Origin of the sequence: Inquilinus sp. Marseille-Q2685, assembly GCF_916619195.1 — a bacterium.
GTDB lineage: Bacteria > Pseudomonadota > Alphaproteobacteria > DSM-16000 > Inquilinaceae > Inquilinus.
In genome coordinates this window covers 331,821-350,955 of sequence record NZ_CAKAKL010000005.1, presented here as the reverse complement: position 1 = coordinate 350,955, position 19,135 = coordinate 331,821, and the positions used below count along the sequence as shown (strand labels likewise).

Below are 19,135 nucleotides of genomic sequence, written 5' to 3'. Positions count from 1 at the left end.
TACAGAGGGCCCGGCGGTTCTGCGGACAGTGTCAGAAAAATTTTCCCGGGCCGTGTAATACCAGCCGCCCGACCGCCGAAGAAGTCGTCACGAGCCCGTTGCGGCGAACCTCTTCTGCAGGAACATCCGATGGATCGTCTCCAGCTTCACTTCGCCCCGAGGACCGCTGATCCGGCGATGACGCCTCCTGCCGGCCCGGCCGCCCCGCCGGCATTGCGGTCGAGGGTCGCAACCCGCGACGGCTGAGCCCCCGGCGCACCCGCCCCTTGCACAGAACCGGATTGCCGCCGCGTCGCCCGATCGACGCCACGGCCGAGCCTTGCCCGGACGGGCGAGAAAGGACCGACATGCCGTTGGACGCCCACGATCTCTCCACCAGCTCCGCCAGCCCCGGCGCCACGCAGGCCTTCGAGGAGGCGGTGCGCGACCTCGCGGCCCACAGGCCTTCGACCGGCGCGGCGATCGGCCGGGCGCTCGAAGCCGATCCGGACCATGTGCCGGCCTTGGCGCTCAAGGGTTTCGCCAACCTGATCCTGGCCCGCCGGGAGCTGGCCGCCCCGGCGCGCGAGGCGCTGGCGGAGGCCCGGCGCGCCCTGGCGGCGAAAGAGGGAGGCACAGGCGACGAGCAGGCCCTGGTCGAGGCTCTCGGCCACGCCGCGGAGGATCGCTTCGCAGACGCGGCAGACTGCCTCGACCTCCGCTTCGCCGACCGTCCGGCCACCTTCCTGCCGTTCAAGATCGCCCATGCGCTGCGCTTCATGCTCGGCGATGCCGCCGGCATGCTGGCCGCGTCGCAGCGAATGATGGCCGTCTGGTGTCCCGGCCGCCCGATGGCCGGCTTCCTCTTGGGCTGCCACGCTTTCGCCGTCGAGGAGCACGGCGCCTATGCCGCCGCCGAAGCCTATGGCCGGCAGGCCGTCGCGATGGAGCCGGACGACGCCTGGGGGCTGCATGCGGTCTCGCATGTCCATGAGATGAGGGGCGAGACCGCCGCCGGCATCGCCTGGCTGGAGGCGAGCCGCGGCAGCTGGTCCCGCTGCAACAACTTCAGCTTCCACATGGCCTGGCATCTGGCGCTGCTGCACCTCGAGCGCGGCGATCACGAGCGCGTGCTGCACCTCTATGATGAGGAGGTGAGGCCGCAGCCGACCGACGATTTCCGCGACATGGCCAACGCCGTGTCGCTGCTGTGGCGGCTGGAGCGGCTGGGCGTCGATGTCGGCCACCGCTGGACCGGCCTGGCGGAGATCGCCCGCAGGCGCCGGGCCGACACCACCCTGGTCTTCGCGTCGCTGCACACCCTGATCGCCCTGGTCGCGCTCGGCGACCGGCCGGCGGCGGCGGAGCTGGTGATGGCGCTGCAGGTCCGCGCCCAGGGCACCGGCGACCAGGCCAGGGTCGCGGCCGATCTCGGCCTGCCCCTGGCCCGCGTGATCGCCGGCCTGGGCGGCGAGCGCGGCGCGCTCGACCGCCTCGCCGCCGCCCTGCCGCGGCTCGGCGGCAGCAACGCCCAGCGCGACCTGTTCGTCCTGGCCTTGGCCGAGACCGCGTCCCGGCGCGACGACGCCCCGGCCCTGCGCGCCATCGGCGACGCCCGCCGCCGCCTGAAGGCCGAGGACCGCCTGATCGCGGCGGTCGACGGCCGTGCCCTGTCGGCCCGCCTCCGGGCCCACCGTTGAGCTCGACTGGAGATCCCATCATGACCATGACCGAGACCACCCCGGCACCGCTGTTCCCCTCCCTGACCGGCCGCCTCGTCCCGACCATCCTGCTGGCCGGCGTCGCCGCCGACCTGACCTGGGAGGTCTGGGCCCGCGGCATCACCCCCTTCCTGGTCGGCGGCCCGCTGGAGCCGGCGGCCCTGGTGCAGTCCGTCTTCGGCTTCCAGAGCTGGGCGGCGGCGGAGCTGATCCACGCCATCGTCGGCATCGTGTTCTACCCGATCGGCTACCTGTTCATCGCCCGGCCGCTGCAGCGCCGGATCCTGCCGCAGCTGCCGCTGGTGCTGACCGGCATCGGCTTCGGCACCGGGCTGTGGGTCTTCGCCCTCTACGTCATGGCCCACATCTTCGCCGGCCTGCCCGCCTTCCTCGGCTTCATCCCGCTGACCTGGGCGTCGCTGGTGGGCCACATCCTGTTCGGCCTGGTCGTGGCGTACGTCGTACGCTTCCGTGAATCCCAGCCCGCCGAAAGCGCCCCCCGATGACCCGCATCGCCGACACGATCGCCGCCACCCTGCACGCCCATGGAATCCGCCATGCCTTCGGCATGCCGGGCGGCGAGGTCGTGACCTTGATCGACGGGCTGGAAGCGGCGGGAATCCGCTTCCACCTGGCGCGGCACGAGACGGCGGCGGCGATCATGGCCGCCGGCGCCTCGGTGACCACCCGCACGCCGGGCCTGCTCGTGGCGACCGTCGGGCCAGGGCTGGCGAATGCGGTCAACGGCATCGCCGATGCGGCGCAGGAGCATGTGCCGCTGGTGGTGATCTCCGGCATCGTCGACCGGCCGACCCGGGCCCGCTACACCCACCAGGTGATCGACCATGCCGCGTTGCTGCGGCCGCTGGTCAAGGCCAGCTTCGAAGTCGAGCCGGAGAGCGCGGGCCCGACCGTGGCCCGGGCCTTGGCCATCGCGCTGGCCGAGCCGATGGGGCCGGTGCATCTGGACCTGTCGCCGGCGGTGGCGGCGATGGCCGACCCGGCGCCGCGGCCGGTCGCGCCGCCGGCCGTGCTGCGCCCGTCGGTTGCGCCGCGGGACCCGGCGATCGCGGCACTGGGCGACCGGCTGTCGCGGGCGCGGCGGCCGCTGATCCTGGCCGGGCTGGAGGCGGCGCAGGGCGGCGCCGGCCCGGCGCTGCTGCGCCTGGTCGAGCGGCTCGGCGCGCCGGTGGTCACCACCTACAAGGCCAAGGGGCTGGTGCCGGAGGATCATCCGCTGGCGCTGGGCGGCGCCGGGCTGTCGCCGCTGGCCGACGCGGTGCTGCTGCCGCTGTTCGGCCGGGCCGACCTGCTGCTGTTCGTCGGCTACGACCCGATCGAGATGCGGCTCGGCTGGCTCGACCCGGTCTCGGACCCGGATCGCATCGTCGAGATCAGCGCCGCGCCGGCCGACCATGCCATGCACCATGCCGGCACGCGCCTGCTGGCCGCCCCCGCGGCCGCGATCGCCGCCCTGGCCGAGGCGGTCCGCCCCGGCGAGGCCTGGACCGACGGTGAACCCGCCGCGGCCCGGAGGGCGCTGGCCGAACGCTTCGCCGCCCGCGCCGACTGGGGCCCGCATGCGATCGTCGAGGTGCTGAACCGCGCGGTCGGGGACGGCGACCTCGTCACCGTCGACGCCGGCGCCCACCGCATCCTGTTCTCCCAGAAATGGGTCGCGCGGCGGCCGCTGTCGCTGCTGCAATCGGCCGGGTTCTGCACCATGGCCGCGGCCCTGCCGCTGGCGATCGGCGCCAAGGTCGCCGACCCGTCGCGCCGCGTCGTCGCCGTGATGGGCGACGGCGGGCTGGAGATGGGGATCGGCGAGCTCGCCACCCTGCGCGACCTCGGCCTGCCGGTCACCCTCGTGCTGTTCCAGGACCGGAGCCTGGCCCTGATCGCGCTGAAGCAGAACTCCGCCGGACTGGCGCCGAACGGCGTCGCCCTCGGCCTCACCGATTTCGCCGCCGTCGCGACCGCCTTCGGCGGCCATGGCCGAACCGTCGCCGGCGCCGCGGCACTGGCCGAGGAGCTGGCCGCCGCCCGGGACCGCAACCGCTTCACCCTGATCGCCTGCAGGTTCGACGCCGATGCATATCACCAGGCATTCTGAGCCGACGGAGGCGCTGTCCAGCGCCCCCGCCGGCCGGACCCGGCGCGACCCGCGGCTCGACTTCTTCCGCGGCCTCGGGATGCTGATCATCCTGACCGCGCATATCCCGGACAACCCGTGGATCCTGTGGATCCCGGCACGCTTCGGCTTCTCCGACGCGACCGAGATGTTCGTGTTCCTGTCCGGCATGGCCTCGGCCATCGCCTTCGGCCGGGTGTTCGACCGCGACGGCTTCGCCCGCGGCGCCGGCCGGGTCGCGCGCCGGGTCTGGCAGATCTACTGGATCCATGTCGCGGTCTTCGTCGTCATCGCCGCGCTGGTGGCGGCGGCCGGCACCCGGCCGGGCGGCGAGAGCTACATCGTCGAGCTGAACCTGCCGCATTTCTTCGCCGACCCGATGGGCCTGCTGCCGCGATTCCTGACCCTGACCTATGTGCCGAACTATTTCGACATCCTGCCGATGTACCTGGTCATCCTGGCGCTGATGCCGGCGATGATCCTGGCCGAGCGGCTGCACAAGGCCCTGCCCTTCGTGCTGATGGCGGCGATCTGGGGACTGACCCAGGCGCATCTGCTGGACCTGCCGGCCGAGCCCTGGTCGGACCGCCCCTGGTTCTTCGACCCCTTCGGCTGGCAGCTGCTGTTCTATCTCGGCTTCTTCCTGATGCGCCGCACCCTGCCGGCGCCGGGCTTCAGCTGGACGCTGACCGCCCTGTCCGCGCTCTTCGTCCTGGCGACGGTGCCGTTCGCGTATTACCGGATCATCGAGGCCTCGCCCTTCTTCGGCGGCTGGGCCCGGGCGCTGGCGCCGCTGACCGACAAGACGCATTTCGGCGCGCTGCGCCTCCTGCACTTCCTGGCGCTGGCCTATCTCGCCGTGCGGCTGGTCGGTGACGGGGGCCGGCGGCTGAAGGGCCCCATCGTCGCCGTCGTCTCGAAAGTCGGGCAGCAGACCCTGGCCGTGTTCGTCGGCGGCATGGTGACGGCGCAGGCTCTGGGCATGGCGCTGGACCACACCGGCCGGGACCCGCTGGCCGTCTCCGCCGCCAACCTGGCCGGATTCGGCGTGCTGGTCGCGGCCGCCTATGCCGTCGCCTGGTTCAAGGACGGGGCGGCCCCCAAACCGGACCGCGGGAGCCGGCGCATCCGTGAACTGGAGGAGGCGTTGGCGCGACAGCGCGCCGCCGCGCTGCTGCCCCAGTGACCCCACCCCCTCGAAAGGAGCCCATGATGCTTCGTCGCACCCTGCTGGCGCTGGCCGCGCTGGCCTGCTTCACACCCCTGTCCGCCCCGGCGCAGGACGCGTCCCGCCCCGTCAACACGCTGGGATCGCCCGACCATGTCGCGATCCGCGGCTACGACCCGGTCGCCTATTTCCGCGAAGGCGCGCCGCGCCAGGGCAAGCCCGAATTCGCGGTGCAGCACGGCGGCGCCACCTGGTGGTTCGCCAGCGCCGAGGACAAGGCGCTGTTCGAAGCCGATCCGGACAAGTACATGCCGGCCTTCGGCGGCTTCTGCGCCTATGGCACGTCGCGCGGCTATCTGGTGAAGATCGAGCCGGAGGCTTGGTCGATCGTCGACGGGCGGCTGTACCTGAACTACGACCTCGGCGTCCGCGACACCTGGGCGAAGGACCCCAAGGGCTATATCGCCAAGGCCAATGCGAACTGGCCCGGCCTGGATCGAGACGACATCAGATAAGGCCGATCGCCGTGTCGGACCGAACCGTCGCCGGGCGCGGCGTGTTGACTCCATATGCGGGCCGACCGACGCCTCGGCGGCCTCCCGAAACCGCATGGAGCTCGCGATGGATCCGCTCGTGATTCTGCAGCGCTGCAAGCCCGGCGATCACCTGGAGATAACGAATTCGAACGGCGACAAGGACGACGTCATCGTCGCCCGGCTGGATCTCGACCGGCAGCAGGTCATCCCGGAGCAGGGCAACGCCATCGCCTTCGGGGATGTCGGGGACGTCGTGAACCACAGCGAGGAGCGGCGCCGGAAGAGATCCGCGTGACCGCCCAGCTTATACCGGCGGCCTTTAAGATCGACACTTCGGTCCCTTCCCCGTCATGGCCAGGGGCCGGTGCGAGCCGCCCTGGATGGCCACGCCCCTTCGGGGCTCGCCATGACGGGTCAATATTTCGGGCCGCTGGTATGAGATCCGGTCACATCATGGCCTGACAGGATGGCGAGCATCTCCCGGGTGAGGGTCGGTCCCGGCCTCGACAAACTCCCCTCACCCGGAGGCGCAAGCGCCTCCGACCTCTCCCGCGGGGCGGGAGAGGCAAAGGAAGCGGTTCGTTTCATAGGTTGGGTTCGCGGCACGCGAACCCAACAGGATCGGGGGCCGCGACGGCGGCCGGATGTCGGGTTCGCCACGGGCGAACCCAACCGACGCGGTCATCCCGTGTCCGGAGCTCTGGGTCTGCGGCCGGGAGCAGCAGCCGGGCGGGGCTCGGGCGGGTCCGCAGGCGGATCGTCCTCGCCGTCCTGCGGCGGCAGGAAGCCGAGCTCCTCCATCGCCTCGTCGGCCATCTCCAGCCACTGCTCCACCCGCACCGGGTAGCCCCAGCGCCGGCACAGCGCCGCCACCGCCACCTCCGGACGGCTGGCCTCGATCAGCTCCACCACCTCCGGCCGCTCCAGCCGCTCATGCATCTCGGCTTCACGGCGGTCGGCCTCCTCGCCCTCCTCGGACACCTCATAGGCCGCCGCCATCATCGCCAGCTGCACCCGCAGCCCGTGCCAGTCCTCCTGCGCCGCCTCGCGCTGCGCCGCGGCCTTGCGCTTCTCCTCCGCCTGCCGCGACAGCTTGTCCTCCAGCAGCAGGGTCAGCCGCAGCGACCGGGTGACGACGGCGATCCGCTGGCCATAGTCGACCCCGGGCTGCGGCGCCTCCACCGCTTCCGTGCGGGTGGCCTCGATGATCTCCATATGGACGTCCGCCGCCCGGGCGAGCATGCGCAGATGCCGGGCCGCCCGCTCCTCCTGAAGAGCGGGCGCGGCCTCCGATGTCCGATCGGTCTGCGTCGCGTCCATGGAACATAGCATGAACGCGCCTGCAAGATAATACAACTGCACGAAGTGTTTACACGCTCTGCCTCGATGCCGGCTCGCAGCGTGTCCATGCCGGCGGTCGGCGGTTCCGCTCAACACGATCCTTGAAGACAGGCCGAGCGTGCCGGCGGGAGGCGCGAACCGCTCCGATCATCCGCACCCCTGCCGTCATCGGCGCCACCGACTTTCTTGCACTTGCCCGGTGGCTAGTCCGATGCCGGCGTCAGCAGGTCATGCAGCCTGATCGGGAAGCGGCGGACACGCGTTCCCGTCGCGTGCCAGACCGCGTTCGCCACGGCACCGGCGGTGCCGGTGATGCCGATCTCCCCGACCCCCTTGATGCCCAGGGCGTTCACATGGGGATCGTGCTCCTCGATCATCAGGGCATCGATGGACGGCACGTCGGCATTCACCGGGACGTGGTACTCGGCGAGATCGGCATTCAGGATGCGGCCGGAACGCCGATCCATCACCGCTTCCTCATGCAGTGCGAAGGACGCACCCCAGATCATGCCGCCATAGTACTGGCTGCGCACGAGCCGCGGATTGATGACCCGACCCGCCGCAAAGGCCCCAACGAGTCGGGTGACGCGGACCTGGCCGAGATCGGGGTCGATCTTGACCTCGGCAAAGACCGCCCCGTGCGCATGCATCGCATAGGCCGACTGAGCCGCGGGGTCCGCGGCGCTCCTGCCACGGCCCTCCAACTCAGTCAGCCCGGCGCGGGCGAGAATGTCGATATAGCTCTCGCTCCGGCTTTCGTCGTCACGGCGGAACAGGCGGCCGCTTCGCGCCAGCCCCCCGGCATTTCCCGCCCCGAACAGGGGCGAACGCTGATCACCTGTCGCCAGATCGGTCAGCTTGGCGATGACGTCGGCGCCGGCGCCGTGGATCGCCATCCCGGCCGTGGCGGTGTGGGCCGAACCACCGGCGATGCCGGCATCCGGGAGATCGGACGAGCCGGCCCTGAACTCCACCTGATCGAGATCGAGCCCGAGGCCGTCGGCCGCGATCTGAGCCAACGCGGTCCAGGCGCCCTGCCCCATGTCCTGGGCGCCGGTCTCCATCACGGCAGTGCCGTCGCGCCGCAGCACGGCGCGGGCCTGGGCCTGGAACATCAGCGCCGGGAAGGTCGCGGTCCCCATGCCCCAGCCGACGAGGAAGCCGGCCTCGTCCCGCATCTGCCGCGGCGCGAGCGGCCGCCCCGACCAGCCGAAACGCGCAGCCCCTCCCGCGTAGCATTCGCGCAGAGCCTTGGAGGAGAACGGCTTGCCGGAGATCGGCTCGCCCGCGGCGTAGTTCTTCACCCGGAGGGCCAGCGGGTCCATCCCGCAGGCCCAGGCCGCTTCGTCGATCGCGCTTTCCAGCGCGATCGAGCCGGTGGCTTCCCCAGGCGCCCGCATGAACAAGGGCGTGCCGGTGTCGACGCGGACCGCTTCGTGCGAGGTGGCGATCGCCGGGCTGGCGTAGAGCGTGTGCGAGGCGTCGGCCGCCGGCTCGAAGAAATCGTCGAAGCTGCTCGACGTCGTCCTCGCATGATGGGCAAGCGCCGTCATCCGGCCCTCGCCGTCGAGGCCGATCCGGAGCGTCTGGCGGGTTGGCGCGCGATGGCCGACCGGCCCGTACATCTGCTCGCGGCGCAGCACCAGCTTGACCGGCCGGCCGACCAGCCGGGCCGCGAGGATGCCGAGGACCTGCGGCCCGGAAACCAGGCCCTTGGAGCCGAATCCGCCGCCGAGGAAGGGGCTGCGGATATGGATCTTCTCGGGCGGGATGCCGAACAGCCCTGCGATCCGGCCCTGAGCCATCGCCATGCCCTGGCTCGGCGTGTCGATCGAGAGGGCATCGCCGTCCCAGGAGGCCACGATGGCGTGAGGCTCCATGGCGTTGTGGTACTGGCTGGGAGTCTCATAGGTCGCCTCGACCCGGTTGGGCGAGGCGGCAAGGGCTGCCTCGACCTCGCCCCGTTCCACCTGGGCCGGATTGCCGACGCCGACGGCCGGCGGCACGAAGCTGTCGCCAGCGTCGAGCCCCACACGTGCGGGCAGTGTCTCGTATTGCGGCGACAGCAGCGCCGCGCCCTCCGTCGCGGCCTCCAGCGTCTCGGCGATCACCACCGCGATCGGCTGGTTGGCATAACGCACCAAGTCGTTCTGCAGGACATCGATCCGGAACATGAAGGGGTTCGACTTCTCGTCCGGATCCATCGCCAGCGGCGGCCGGTTCCCGGAGGTCATGACCTCGATCACGCCCGGATGGGCCTTGGCCGCATCGATATCGAGGGCCTTCACCCGGCCGCGGGCGATGCTGCTGACCGCGAGAACCGCGTACAGCATCCCCGCCGGGTGATTGTCGGCGGCGTAGCGCGCCGCGCCCGTCACCTTCAGGATGCCGTCGCGGCGCGTCAGTGGCTGGCCGATGCTGGAGCCGTGGCGCATATGGCCGACAGCGGCTGAGGGGCGGATCTCAGTCATCGTGGCGCGCTCCGCAAGCTGATGAGAACGGCGAGGCCGGAAGGGCGGGGAGGCGCTTGGGCGTGCCGGCTGCGGCGAGCGTCAGGGTCCGGACGAGGACCCGGCGCGCGAGCTCGATCTTGTAGGCGTTGTCGCCCGAGGGCCTAGCGTCCGCCAGGGCCACCTCCGCCGCTTGGCGGAAGGCGGCGGCGCCCGGCCTGGCGCCGGCGAGAACAGCCTCCGCTGCCCGGGCGCGCCATGGCTTGGCCGCCACGCCGCCGAGCGCGAGCCGGGCCTCCCGGATCGTGCCGTCCTCGATGCGGAGCGCCGCCGCGGCCGAGACGACCGCAAAGGCGTATGAGGTGCGTTCCCGCACCTTGAGGTAGCGGGCATGAGCGGAGAATGCGGCGGCCGCGGGCGGCAGGCGGATGGCGACGATCAGGTCGCCCGGCTCAAGCGCGCTCTCGCGGTCGGGCGTTGTGCCCGGCAGCCGGTGGAGATCCTCGACGGCGATCTCGCGCCGGCTGTTCCTGCCCTCGATCTCCGCCACGGCATCCAGCGCGACGAGCGGCACGCAGAAGTCGGAAGGGTGAGTGGCGATGCAGCCGTCGCTCCAGCCGAGCACGGCATGCAGCCGGTTCTCGCCCTCGCGGGCGTCGCAGCCCGCGCCCGGCTGGCGCCTGTTGCAGGCGCTGGCGGTGTCATAGAAATACGCGCAGCGCGTCCGCTGCAGCAGGTTGCCGCCGACCGTCGCGGCATTGCGGAGCTGCGCCGAGGCGCCGGACAGCAGCGCCTCCGCCACCGCCGGATAGCTCCGGGCGAAATCCGGGTCGTGGGCGAGGTCGGCATTGCGCACCAGGGCGCCGATGCGAATCCCTCCGTCGGGCAAGGCCTCGATGCGGTCGAGCCCCGGCAGCCGCGTGATGTCGACGAGACGGCCGGGACGGGAGACGCCGACCTTCATCAGGTCGAGCAGGTTCGTGCCGGCGGCGAAATAGGCGGCCCCCGGCTCGGCCGCAGCCGCGACGGCATCGGAGATCGTGGCGGGCCTGACGTATTCGAAGGTGTTCACGCAGCGTCCCTCCGGCCGGCTTCGGCCAGGTTCTTCTGCGCCTCAAGCACAGCCTCCGTGATCCCGGCATAGGCCGCGCATCGGCAGAGATTGCCGCTCATGCCTTCGCGGATGCGTTCGGGGTCGTCGCCGGCCTGGCCTTCCCCGATCAGGCCGATGGCACTCATGATCTGGCCCGGCGTGCAGAACCCGCACTGAAAACCGTCATGGGCGATGAAGGCGGCCTGGACCGGATGAAGCTCGTCGCCGCGGGCGACGCCCTCGATCGTGAGGATGTCGGCCTCGTCATGGCTGACCGCAAGCGCCAGGCACGAATTGATGCGGCGGCCGTCGACCAGGACCGTGCAGGCGCCGCACTGGCCGCGGTCGCACCCCTTCTTCGTGCCGGTCAGGTCGAGGCGTTCGCGCAGAAGATCGAGCAGGGTGACCCGCGGATCATCCAGCTCGATGTCATGCCGCGCACCATTCACGGTGAGGCTGATCGAGAAACTCATGCAGGACTCCGATCGGTGATATCGTCGAAGGCATGGCGGCCGCACGAGACGCGCGGCGAGGCCGGAACGGCCGGATTTGCGTGCTATGAGGACACCAGGCGCCCGCCTTGTTCGACTTGGCGTTTCGAAGTCGTGTCCGTTTGGATAATATACGGAGGGACCCTCCGCTTTTCAAGCAGGATGGGTGCTCAGACGAGGAATATGGAAGAGAACCCGGCAAAGACCACCCGGAAGCCGCGCGCCGATGCGGCCCGCAATCGCGAGCGCGTCCTGGAAGCCGCGAAGGCCGTGTTCAGCGCCGGGGGGCCGGACGCCAGCCTCGAGGCGGTGGCAAGGCGAGCCGGGGTGGGCATCGGCACCCTGTATCGGCACTTTCCGACCCGCGACGCCCTGTTCGAGGCGGTCTATCGACGCGAGGTGGAGCAGCTCGGGGCTTTGGCCGAGCAGCTGAAGGGAGAGGCGGCGCCGGTCGATGCCCTGCGCTCCTGGCTCAGATCCAATGTCGACCTGGTCGCCACGAAGAAGGGCATGCTGGCGGCGCTGGCGCTTGCGACGCACGGACGGTCGGAACTCTATGCCCACACGTTCGATCGCCTGACCAAGGCCGCCGGCACGCTGCTGGACCAGGCCGTCTCGGCCGGCGAGATCCGCCCCGATATCAGCGCCGAGGACCTCCTGCGCGCGCTCGTGGGCATGTGCTACATGCACGACCAGCCCGGCTGGCAGGAAACCGTGCTGAAGCTGCTGGATGTCTTCGTCGACGGCCTTCGCCTGCAGACGGGGGCGAAGCCAGCGGCGCCAAACCCCTCCCCCTAACCCCCTCCCGCAAGGGGAGGGGGAGAGTGGAAGTACGCGTCGGTTCAAGTGATCGAATTCTGAAACAGGTCTTGCAAGCGGGCGAGGCAGTCGGATCTCGCCCGACGCGTGGCGGGGTCAGCCCGCGCTGGCCGCCAAAGCCTGGGTCAGGTCGGCGATCAGGTCCTCGACATGCTCGATGCCGATCGAGACGCGGATGGTGGCGTCGGAGATGCCGATCCGCTCCCGCGTCTCCTTCGGCACGCCGGAATGCACCGTGGTCGCCGGGTGGCAGACCAGGGATTCGGTGCCGCCCAGGCTGACCGCGAGCTTGAAGATCCTGAGCGCGTTGAGGAAGCGGAAGGCCTCGGCCTCGCCGCCCTTGATGTCGAAGGAGAAGGTGGTGCCGGCGCCGGTGCATTGCCGGTCGAGCACCGCGCGTTCCGGGCTGCCTTCGGGCAGCAGCGCCGGGTAGTAGACCCGCGCCACCTGCGGATGCTCGGCCAGGAACCGCGTCACGGTCTCGGCGTTGCGGCAGGCGGCGGTCATGCGCAGCGACAGCGTCTCCAGCGACCGCGCGATCATCCAGGCCGAATGCGGGTCGAGCTGCGTGCCGATGGCGCCGCGCAGCAGTTTCACCTGCTTGATCTGGTCGCGCCGGCCCAGCACCGCGCCGGCCACCAGGTCGCTGTGGCCGCCGACATATTTGGTCAGCGAATAGACCACGATGTCGGTGCCGTGCCGGATCGGCTTCTGGAAGATCGGGCCCAGGAGGGTGTTGTCGCAGACCACCACCGGGGTGTGGCCCTGCTTCGCCCCGATCTCGTCGGCGACGGCGCGCACCAGCTCGAGATCGACCAGGGTGTTGAGCGGGTTGGACGGCGTCTCGACCAGGATCACCGAGACCCGGCCCTTCGCCGTCGCCTCGTCGGCCGCGGCCCGGATCACGGCGCCGTCGACGCCGTCGGCGAAGCCGACCGAGGCGATCTGGAACGGCGCCAGGGTGCGCGCGATCAGCGTCTCGGTGCCGCCATAGAGCGGCTGGCTGTGCAGGATCACGTCGCCCGGCCGGGCGAAGGCCAGGAGCGTGGTCGCGATCGCCGACATGCCGCTGGAGAAGATGCCCGCGGCCTCGGCCCCCTCGTAGATCGCCAGACGGTCCTCGACGATCTCGCTGTTGGGGTGATTGAAGCGGGTGTAGACCAGGCCCGCGTCGACGCCCGGCTTCGGCTCGCGCCGGCCGGCGGTGTAGTCGAAGAAGTCGCGCCCGTCCTCCGCCGATTTGAAGACGAAGGTCGAGGTCAGGAACACCGGCTGCTTGACCGCGCCCTCGGACAGGGTGGGGTCGTAGCCGTAGCCGAGCATCAGCGTCTCGGGGTGCAGCTTGTGGTTGCCGATGCGGTCCTTGCGGTAGCCCGATCCGGCCATGGGGAGTCTCCTGAACAGTGTTGGCGCGGAGACTACCCCGGATCGGCCCGCGATTCCGCAACTACGATATAGCGCCCGTCCGAGAACGCGCTGGCGCGAGTCGGCTGGCGGTGGTTTCGAGAACCGGAGCGCAGCGCACGTTTGGTGCGTGAGCACCGGAAGCTTCGAGCCCGCCGTCAGACGGCCGCGCCAGTAGCGTTATCGGGCGGGCTCTCAGTGGTCGTAGCCCTCGCCGGCCTTAACCTTGCCGCGGAACACCCAGTAGGCATAGGTGGTGTAGACCAGGATCAGCGGGATCAGGAAGGCGACGCCGATCAGGAGGAACAGCTGCGACGAGGCCGGGGCGGCGACGTCCCAGATGGTCAGGTCCGGCGGCACCACCTTGGGCCACAGGCTGATCGCCAGGCCGGTATAGCCCAGCACGAACAGCGCCATGGTATAGAGGAACGGCCCGTAATCCGAGCCGCGCTGCAGCGACAGCCACAGCCGCCAGGCGAACAGCACCACCAGGATCGGCACCGGCGCGAAATACGCGATGTTCGGCCAGGTGAACCAGCGGTCGGCGATCTCGCGGTCCAGGAACGGCACCCACAGGCTGACCACCGCCATGAAGAACAGCACGCCGAGCAAGAGGCGGATGGTGGCGTCGCGCGCCCAGGCCTGCAGCGGCCCTTCCGTCTTCATCACCAGCCAGGCGGCGCCGAGCAGGCCGTAGCCGAGCACCAGGGCGATTCCGGTCATCAGGCTGAAGGGCGAGATCCAGTGGAACGCCCCGCCGGTGTAATGGCCGCCGGAAAGCGGAAAGCCCTGGACGAAGGTGCCCAGCACCACGCCCTGGAAGAAGGTGGCGAGCAGGCTGCCGCCGGCGAAGGCCACGGTCCACAGCCATTTGCTGGTGTGCGCCTTGAACCGGAACTCGAAGGCGACGCCGCGGAAGATCAGCCCCATCACCATGAAGGTGATCGGCAGGTACAGCGCCGGCAGGATGATCGAGAAGGCGGCGGGGAACACGGCCAGGAGGACCACGCCGCCCAGCACCAGCCAGGTCTCGTTGCCGTCCCAGATCGGCGCGACCGAGTTCATCATCAGGTCGCGGTCCTCCTCGGTGCGGGCCCACGGGTAGAGGACGCCGACGCCGAGGTCGAACCCGTCCATCAGCACATACATGAACACCCCGAAGGCGGCGATCGCGGCCCAGATCAGGGGCAGGACGGTCGGAATCGTCCAGACTTCCGGCGTCATGGCATCACTCCCGGGATTCGAAGGAGGCATCGGGCAGGGAGAACGGCCGCGCCGGGGTCTTGAACGGCTCCTCGCGGTCGGATTCGGGGGCTTCCGGCCCGATCCGCACCAGCTTGACGATGTAGTAGACGGCGGAGCCGAGCAGGATGGCGTAGACCAGGACGAACAGCGCCAGCGACAGCAGCACGCTGCCGCCGCCGACCGGGGACAGCGCATCCGCCGTGCGCAGGATGCCCTGCACCACCCAGGGCTGGCGGCCGATCTCGGTGGTGAACCAGCCGGCGATCACCGCGACGAAGCCGGAGGGCAGCATCACCACCATGAAGCGGTGGAACCAGCGGCTGTCGTAGAGCCGGCCGGTCGCCCGCAGCCACAGGCCGAGCAGGCCGGCGCCGAGCATCAGGAAACCGAGCCCGACCATGATCCGGAAAGTCCAGAACACGATCGCGACCGGCGGCCGGTCCTGCGGCGGGAAATCCTTCAGCCCCTGCACCGAGCCGTCCCAGCTGTGGGTCAGGATCAGCGAGCCGAGATGCGGGATCTCGAGCACGAAGTCGTTCTTCTCGCCGCTCTGGTCGGGCCAGGCGAACAGGATCAGCGGCACGTCCGAGCCGGTCTGCCAATGCGCCTCGATCGCGGCCAGCTTGACCGGCTGGCGCTCGCGCACCTCCAGCCCCGCCTGGTCGCCGATGAAGATCTGCAGCGGCGCCAGCACCGCGATCAGCCACAGCGCCATCGAGAAGGCCTGGCGCGATTCCAGCACGCTGCGGCCGCGCAGCAGGTACCAGGCCGAGACGCCGGCGATGACGAAGGCGGTGGTCAGATAGGCCGCCGCCACGGTGTGCAGGAAGCGCACCGGGAAGGACGGGTTGAACACGATCGCGAGCCAGTCGGACGGGACCAGGGCACCATCCGCCACCTCGTAGCCGGCCGGGGTGTGCAGGAAGGAATTGGCCGACAGGATCCAGAAGGCGGAGATCGCGGTGCCGACCGCCACGGCGGCGGTGGCCCCGAAATGGACGATGCGGGGCACCTTGTCCCAGCCGAACAGCATGATGCCGAGGAAGCCGGCCTCGAGGAAGAAGGCGGTCACCACCTCGTAGCCGAGCAGCGGCCCGAGGATGCTGCCCCCGGCTCGGGTCAGGCCGGCCCAGTTCGTGCCGAACTGGTAGGTCATGACGATGCCGGTGACCACGCCGACGCCGAAGGAGACGGCGAAGATCTTGATCCAGAACTTGTAGAGCGTCCGGTATTCCGCCCGCCCCGTCCTCAGATACAGCCCCTCGAGCACCGCCAGCCAGCTGGCGATGCCGATGGTGAAGGCCGGGAACAGGAAGTGGAAGGAGACGACGAAGGCGAATTGGAACCGGGACAGGAGGACCGGATCGAGATCCATGACAATTCTCCTTCGGCGACCGACTGGCTTCGGTCGCCTTATTTCTTGGCTCGGAAAGAATATGCCACGATTCCACCGTTGGCCCACGAACTTCCCGACGTGCCATAAGGCCCCAGCCGGGCGACACGTCGCAGCGCAGCGAAGCGGCTGGGCGTGCTAGGGCTGTTCCTTCCCCCGGGACGGAGGGCTATGCTCGCGCCATGAGCTTCACCGACGCCCAGATCAAGCGCTATGCGCGCCACATCCTGCTGCCCGAGGTCGGCGGCAAGGGTCAGGAGAAGCTGCTGGCCGCCCGGGTGCTGGTGATCGGCGCCGGCGGCCTCGGCTCCCCGCTGCTGCTGTACCTCGCCGCCGCCGGCATCGGCACGATCGGGATCTGCGACGACGACCTGGTCGAGCTGTCCAACCTGCAGCGCCAGGTGGTGCACGACACCACCACGCTGGGCCAGCTGAAGGTGGACAGCGCCATCGCCCGGCTGCAGGCGCTGAACCCCGAGGTCAGGGTCGAGCGCTTCGCCGAGCGGCTGACCGCGGCCACGGCGCAGGAGCGGGTCGCCGCCTTCGACCTCACGGTCGACGGCAGCGACAACTTCGCCACCCGCTACCTGCTGAACGACGCCTGCTACCTGGCCAAGCGGCCGCTGGTCTCGGCTGCGATGCTGCGCTTCGAGGCGCAGCTGTCGACCTTCAAGGCGCATCTCGGCGATCCCCACCCCTGCTATCGCTGCCTGTTCCCGGCGCCGCCCGACCCGGGCACGGTGCCGAGCTGCTCCGAGGCCGGGGTGTTCGGCGCCCTGCCGGGCGTGCTGGGGTCGATGCAGGCGATCGAGACGATCAAGGAGATCCTGGGCATCGGCGAGGGCCTGTCCGGCCGCCTGCTGCTGTACGATGCGCTGGAGGCGCGGCTGCGCGAGATCGCCCTGCCGCGCGACCCGGACTGCCCGCTCTGCGGCGACCATCCGACAATGACCGACCTGTCGCATCACCATGGCTGACGCGGGCATCGGCGCGCTGTCGATTGTGGTGTTCGACGGCCGCTTCGACCGGGTGCACTACGCCCTGGTCCTGGCCAGCGCCGCCGCCGCGACCAACCGCCAGGCGACGCTGTTCTTCACCGGCCAGGCGCTGCGGGCGCTGCTGCCCGAGGGCTGGCGACGGCTGGACGGCGATGCCGAGGCGCAGGAGGCAGGGTTCGCCGCCCGGCGGGTGGCGACCTTCGCCGAGCTGCTGGACGCCTGCCGGGCGCTGGGCGTCCGCTTCATCGCCTGCGAGATGGGGCTGCGCGCGCTCGGCCTCGCCGCCGCCGACCTTGCGGTGCCGGCCGAGATCGCCGGCGTCGTCACCTTGCTGGCTGAATCGCCGCGCGACGGCCAGCTGCTGTTCATCTGACCCGCAGCGGTCCCGTCAGGACACGGGCACGCGGAACATGAAGGACGGCGCCGAGGTCAGCCGGTCGCTGCGGCTGCCGGACGGGCCGTTGGTCGAGAGCTGCACCGACCGGGCGTCGCCGGTGATCGGCCCGGCGAAGACGAAGCTGGCGTTCACCCGCGAGCGCGGGGCGATCTCCACCTCCGGATTGCCGGCCGGCGGCACGAAGGGATGGACACGCCCCCTGTCGTCCACCAGCACCAGGCTGCCGGCGCGATTGAGCGACACGGGCCGGCCGGACAGGTTGGTGATGCTGGCGGAGACGATGACGCTGTCGGCCCGGAAGGTGATGCCGGTCAGCATCATCGAAACGCCGCTGGGGTGCGCCTGCTGCTGCTCGAGCGGGACGGTGCGGCCGGCGTCCTGGCCGCCCGGGACGGCGGCCGGGACCGCGGCGGAGGCCGCAGGCGCCGTGGGCGCCGGCGCCATCACCGGCCGTTCGGGCCGCGACGGCAGCCCCGGCTTGACCAGCGGCTGGGACGGGGTGGGGCTCGACGGAGCCCGGCTGGGCGGCGCCTGCAACGGGTCCAGCGGGACCTGGGCCTGGGCCGCCGTCGCGGTCGCCATCACGGCAAGCGCGATCAGAATCGGCCGAAATTTCATCAAAATCCTCCCGAATGGCGTTTGCTTGTTCAACCCGCGGTCCGGCCCGCTGTTCCCGCGGCGGGCGCCGCGAAGTCGCTTTGCACATCTCAAAAGAGTGATACCGTGAAGGCGATTCGGCGCGAGCCGCGCGGAAGACTGCACAGATGCCCCCTTGATCAGAGCCGAAGGAGACAGGCCAATCATGTCGGGATCCTGGACAGCCTGGCGGCGCCGTGCGCCCGTCGCCTTCGGCCTTCTCCTCCTCGCCGGCTGCAACGAATCCTCGGAAAAGCAGGCCCAGGCGCCGCAGATGCCGCCCCCCGCCGTCGGCGTCGTCACCGCGGCCAAGCGGCCGGTGGCCGAAGGCTACACCTTCGTCGGCCGGGTCCAGGCGCTGAACAAGGTCGACCTGGTGGCCCGGGTCGAAGGCTTCCTGCAGCAGCGCAACTACACCGAAGGCCAGGAGGTGAAGGCCGGCGAGCTGCTGTTCGTGCTGGAGAAGGACACCTACCAGGCCGCCGTCGACCAGGCCCAGGCCAACCTGGCCAGCGCCCAGGCCACCGCCGACAACGCCAAGCTTCAGACCGACCGCGCCCGCGAGCTGATCAAGAACCAGAACGTCGCGCAATCGACGCTGGACGACCGCATCGCGGCGGAGAAATCGGCGGTCGCGGCGGTGCAGCAGAACCAGGCGGCGCTGGAGCAGGCGCAGATCAATCTCGGCTACACCGAGATCAAGGCGCCGTTCGACGGCCGCGTCGGCATCTCCAACTTCAGCGTCGGCGCGCTGGTCGGCCCCGGCAGCGGGGCGCTCGCCACCATCGTCAGCCAGGACCCGATCTACGTCACCTTCCCGGTCAGCGACCGCTTCATCCTTGACGTCCAGCAGCAGACCGGGGCCGGCAAGGTGAACCCGGAGAACGTGGCGGTGAAGCTGACCCTGGCCAACGGGTCGCAGTATCCGCAGGTCGGCAAGATCGACTTCACCGACGTCAAGGTCAACCAGAACACCGACACGCTGCTGGTGCGGGCGGAGTTTCCGAACCCGGACCGCACCCTGACCGACGGGCAGTACGCCCGGGTGACGGCGGAGCGGAAGGACCCGGTCGAGGCGCTGGTGATCCCGCAGCGCGCGATCCTGACCGACCAGAGCGGCAGCTACGTGCTGGTGGTCGGCGAGGGCAACAAGGCGGCCGCCAAGCACATCACCACCGGCGCCAACCAGGGCGCCGACGTGGTGGTGCAGCAGGGGCTTAACGACGGCGACGTGGTCATCGTCGACGGCGTGCAGAAGGTCCGCCCCGGCCAGGAGGTGAACCCCGCGCCGGTCACCGAGGCGACGGCGCCGGCGAAGCCGGCGGGGAACTGA

At 70.4% G+C, this 19,135-nt stretch carries 18 protein-coding genes; 10 read left to right on the top strand and 8 right to left on the bottom strand.

The window, feature by feature from the left end; translation table 11 throughout:
• The first annotated feature begins 347 nt into the window (after positions 1–347).
• The 6 genes from LG391_RS23795 (at position 348) to LG391_RS23770 (ending at position 5,830) form a co-directional block, all read left to right on the top strand.
• Complete coding sequence (locus LG391_RS23795) at positions 348–1,679, top strand: hypothetical protein (protein WP_225770530.1); 1,332 nt, start codon at positions 348–350, stop codon at positions 1,677–1,679.
• A 20-nt stretch (positions 1,680–1,699) separates the two neighbouring features.
• Positions 1,700–2,206 carry a YqhR family membrane protein gene (locus LG391_RS23790; RefSeq protein WP_225770529.1) on the top strand — a complete coding sequence of 169 codons (507 nt, stop codon included), beginning with the start codon at positions 1,700–1,702 and terminating at the stop codon, positions 2,204–2,206.
• The gene (locus LG391_RS23785) at positions 2,203–3,813 is read left to right on the top strand and encodes a thiamine pyrophosphate-binding protein (protein WP_225770528.1); all 1,611 of its coding nucleotides are present in this window, start codon (positions 2,203–2,205) and stop codon (positions 3,811–3,813) included. The genes LG391_RS23790 and LG391_RS23785 overlap by 4 nt, the downstream gene beginning before the upstream one ends.
• On the top strand, positions 3,791–5,017 hold the full coding sequence (locus LG391_RS23780; protein WP_225770527.1) for an OpgC family protein: 1,227 nt from the start codon (positions 3,791–3,793) through the stop codon (positions 5,015–5,017). The genes LG391_RS23785 and LG391_RS23780 overlap by 23 nt, the downstream gene beginning before the upstream one ends.
• A 26-nt stretch (positions 5,018–5,043) precedes the next feature.
• Positions 5,044–5,514 (top strand): YHS domain-containing (seleno)protein, encoded by a 471-nt coding sequence (locus tag LG391_RS23775; protein WP_225770526.1) that lies wholly within the window; start codon positions 5,044–5,046, stop codon positions 5,512–5,514.
• Positions 5,515–5,620: 106 nt separating this feature from the next.
• Positions 5,621–5,830 carry a hypothetical protein gene (locus LG391_RS23770; RefSeq protein WP_225770525.1) on the top strand — a complete coding sequence of 70 codons (210 nt, stop codon included), beginning with the start codon at positions 5,621–5,623 and terminating at the stop codon, positions 5,828–5,830.
• Between the two features lie 386 nt (positions 5,831–6,216).
• On the opposite strand, the gene LG391_RS23765 is transcribed toward LG391_RS23770, so the two are convergent.
• The 4 genes from LG391_RS23765 to LG391_RS23750 all read right to left on the bottom strand — a co-directional run bounded on the left by LG391_RS23765 (position 6,217) and on the right by LG391_RS23750 (position 10,892).
• A complete protein-coding gene (locus LG391_RS23765; RefSeq protein ID WP_225770524.1) occupies positions 6,217–6,855 on the bottom strand; it encodes a hypothetical protein in 639 nt (212 codons plus the stop codon).
• A gap of 224 nt (positions 6,856–7,079) precedes the next feature.
• Positions 7,080–9,347, bottom strand: a complete 2,268-nt coding sequence (locus tag LG391_RS23760) for a xanthine dehydrogenase family protein molybdopterin-binding subunit (RefSeq protein ID WP_225770523.1) — start codon at positions 9,345–9,347, stop codon at positions 7,080–7,082.
• Positions 9,340–10,398 (bottom strand): xanthine dehydrogenase family protein subunit M, encoded by a 1,059-nt coding sequence (locus LG391_RS23755; protein WP_225770522.1) that lies wholly within the window; start codon positions 10,396–10,398, stop codon positions 9,340–9,342. The genes LG391_RS23760 and LG391_RS23755 overlap by 8 nt, the downstream gene beginning before the upstream one ends.
• Positions 10,395–10,892, bottom strand: coding sequence for a (2Fe-2S)-binding protein (locus LG391_RS23750; protein WP_225770521.1), 498 nt, complete (start codon positions 10,890–10,892; stop codon positions 10,395–10,397). Before LG391_RS23750 ends, LG391_RS23755 begins: the two co-directional genes overlap by 4 nt.
• A 201-nt stretch (positions 10,893–11,093) precedes the next feature.
• On the opposite strand from LG391_RS23750, the gene LG391_RS23745 reads away from it, so the two are divergent.
• Positions 11,094–11,708, top strand: coding sequence for a TetR/AcrR family transcriptional regulator (locus LG391_RS23745; RefSeq protein WP_225770520.1), 615 nt, complete (start codon positions 11,094–11,096; stop codon positions 11,706–11,708).
• Between the two features lie 117 nt (positions 11,709–11,825).
• Here LG391_RS23745 and LG391_RS23740 read toward each other — a convergent pair whose 3' ends face one another.
• From LG391_RS23740 to LG391_RS23730, 3 genes are all read right to left on the bottom strand, one after another.
• The gene (locus LG391_RS23740; protein ID WP_225770519.1) at positions 11,826–13,115 is read right to left on the bottom strand and encodes a cystathionine gamma-synthase family protein; all 1,290 of its coding nucleotides are present in this window, start codon (positions 13,113–13,115) and stop codon (positions 11,826–11,828) included.
• A 213-nt stretch (positions 13,116–13,328) separates the two neighbouring features.
• Positions 13,329–14,357 carry a cytochrome d ubiquinol oxidase subunit II gene (cydB, locus tag LG391_RS23735; RefSeq protein ID WP_304608558.1) on the bottom strand — a complete coding sequence of 343 codons (1,029 nt, stop codon included), beginning with the start codon at positions 14,355–14,357 and terminating at the stop codon, positions 13,329–13,331.
• Between the two features lie 4 nt (positions 14,358–14,361).
• Positions 14,362–15,753 (bottom strand): cytochrome ubiquinol oxidase subunit I, encoded by a 1,392-nt coding sequence (locus LG391_RS23730; protein WP_225770518.1) that lies wholly within the window; start codon positions 15,751–15,753, stop codon positions 14,362–14,364.
• A gap of 200 nt (positions 15,754–15,953) precedes the next feature.
• Between LG391_RS23730 and LG391_RS23725 the strand changes: the two genes are divergently transcribed.
• Positions 15,954–16,748, top strand: a complete 795-nt coding sequence (locus tag LG391_RS23725) for a molybdopterin-synthase adenylyltransferase MoeB (protein WP_225770517.1) — start codon at positions 15,954–15,956, stop codon at positions 16,746–16,748.
• A complete protein-coding gene (locus LG391_RS23720; protein ID WP_225770516.1) occupies positions 16,741–17,142 on the top strand; it encodes a DsrE/DsrF/DrsH-like family protein in 402 nt (133 codons plus the stop codon). Before LG391_RS23725 ends, LG391_RS23720 begins: the two co-directional genes overlap by 8 nt.
• A gap of 15 nt (positions 17,143–17,157) precedes the next feature.
• Here LG391_RS23720 and LG391_RS23715 read toward each other — a convergent pair whose 3' ends face one another.
• Positions 17,158–17,784 carry a hypothetical protein gene (locus LG391_RS23715; RefSeq protein ID WP_225770515.1) on the bottom strand — a complete coding sequence of 209 codons (627 nt, stop codon included), beginning with the start codon at positions 17,782–17,784 and terminating at the stop codon, positions 17,158–17,160.
• Between the two features lie 184 nt (positions 17,785–17,968).
• On the opposite strand from LG391_RS23715, the gene LG391_RS23710 reads away from it, so the two are divergent.
• On the top strand, positions 17,969–19,135 hold the full coding sequence (locus tag LG391_RS23710; RefSeq protein ID WP_304608557.1) for an efflux RND transporter periplasmic adaptor subunit: 1,167 nt from the start codon (positions 17,969–17,971) through the stop codon (positions 19,133–19,135).

Excerpts from the sequence above, each read along its gene's own strand:
- LG391_RS23730 (WP_225770518.1), bottom strand. The coding sequence starts at position 15,753 with ATGGATCTCGATCCGGTCCTCCTGTCCCGGTTCCAATTCGCCTTCGTC.
- LG391_RS23785 (WP_225770528.1), top strand. The coding sequence starts at position 2,203 with ATGACCCGCATCGCCGACACGATCGCCGCCACCCTGCACGCCCATGGA.
- LG391_RS23750 (WP_225770521.1), bottom strand. The coding sequence starts at position 10,892 with ATGAGTTTCTCGATCAGCCTCACCGTGAATGGTGCGCGGCATGACATC.
- LG391_RS23795 (WP_225770530.1), top strand. The coding sequence starts at position 348 with ATGCCGTTGGACGCCCACGATCTCTCCACCAGCTCCGCCAGCCCCGGC.
- LG391_RS23775 (WP_225770526.1), top strand. The coding sequence starts at position 5,044 with ATGCTTCGTCGCACCCTGCTGGCGCTGGCCGCGCTGGCCTGCTTCACA.
- LG391_RS23765 (WP_225770524.1), bottom strand. The coding sequence starts at position 6,855 with ATGGACGCGACGCAGACCGATCGGACATCGGAGGCCGCGCCCGCTCTT.
- LG391_RS23780 (WP_225770527.1), top strand. The coding sequence starts at position 3,791 with ATGCATATCACCAGGCATTCTGAGCCGACGGAGGCGCTGTCCAGCGCC.
- LG391_RS23725 (WP_225770517.1), top strand. The coding sequence starts at position 15,954 with ATGAGCTTCACCGACGCCCAGATCAAGCGCTATGCGCGCCACATCCTG.
- LG391_RS23770 (WP_225770525.1), top strand. The coding sequence starts at position 5,621 with ATGGATCCGCTCGTGATTCTGCAGCGCTGCAAGCCCGGCGATCACCTG.
- LG391_RS23745 (WP_225770520.1), top strand. The coding sequence starts at position 11,094 with ATGGAAGAGAACCCGGCAAAGACCACCCGGAAGCCGCGCGCCGATGCG.
- LG391_RS23740 (WP_225770519.1), bottom strand. The coding sequence starts at position 13,115 with ATGGCCGGATCGGGCTACCGCAAGGACCGCATCGGCAACCACAAGCTG.
- LG391_RS23710 (WP_304608557.1), top strand. The coding sequence starts at position 17,969 with ATGTCGGGATCCTGGACAGCCTGGCGGCGCCGTGCGCCCGTCGCCTTC.
- LG391_RS23720 (WP_225770516.1), top strand. The coding sequence starts at position 16,741 with ATGGCTGACGCGGGCATCGGCGCGCTGTCGATTGTGGTGTTCGACGGC.
- LG391_RS23760 (WP_225770523.1), bottom strand. The coding sequence starts at position 9,347 with ATGACTGAGATCCGCCCCTCAGCCGCTGTCGGCCATATGCGCCACGGC.
- LG391_RS23715 (WP_225770515.1), bottom strand. The coding sequence starts at position 17,784 with ATGAAATTTCGGCCGATTCTGATCGCGCTTGCCGTGATGGCGACCGCG.
- cydB (WP_304608558.1), bottom strand. The coding sequence starts at position 14,357 with ATGACGCCGGAAGTCTGGACGATTCCGACCGTCCTGCCCCTGATCTGG.
- LG391_RS23790 (WP_225770529.1), top strand. The coding sequence starts at position 1,700 with ATGACCATGACCGAGACCACCCCGGCACCGCTGTTCCCCTCCCTGACC.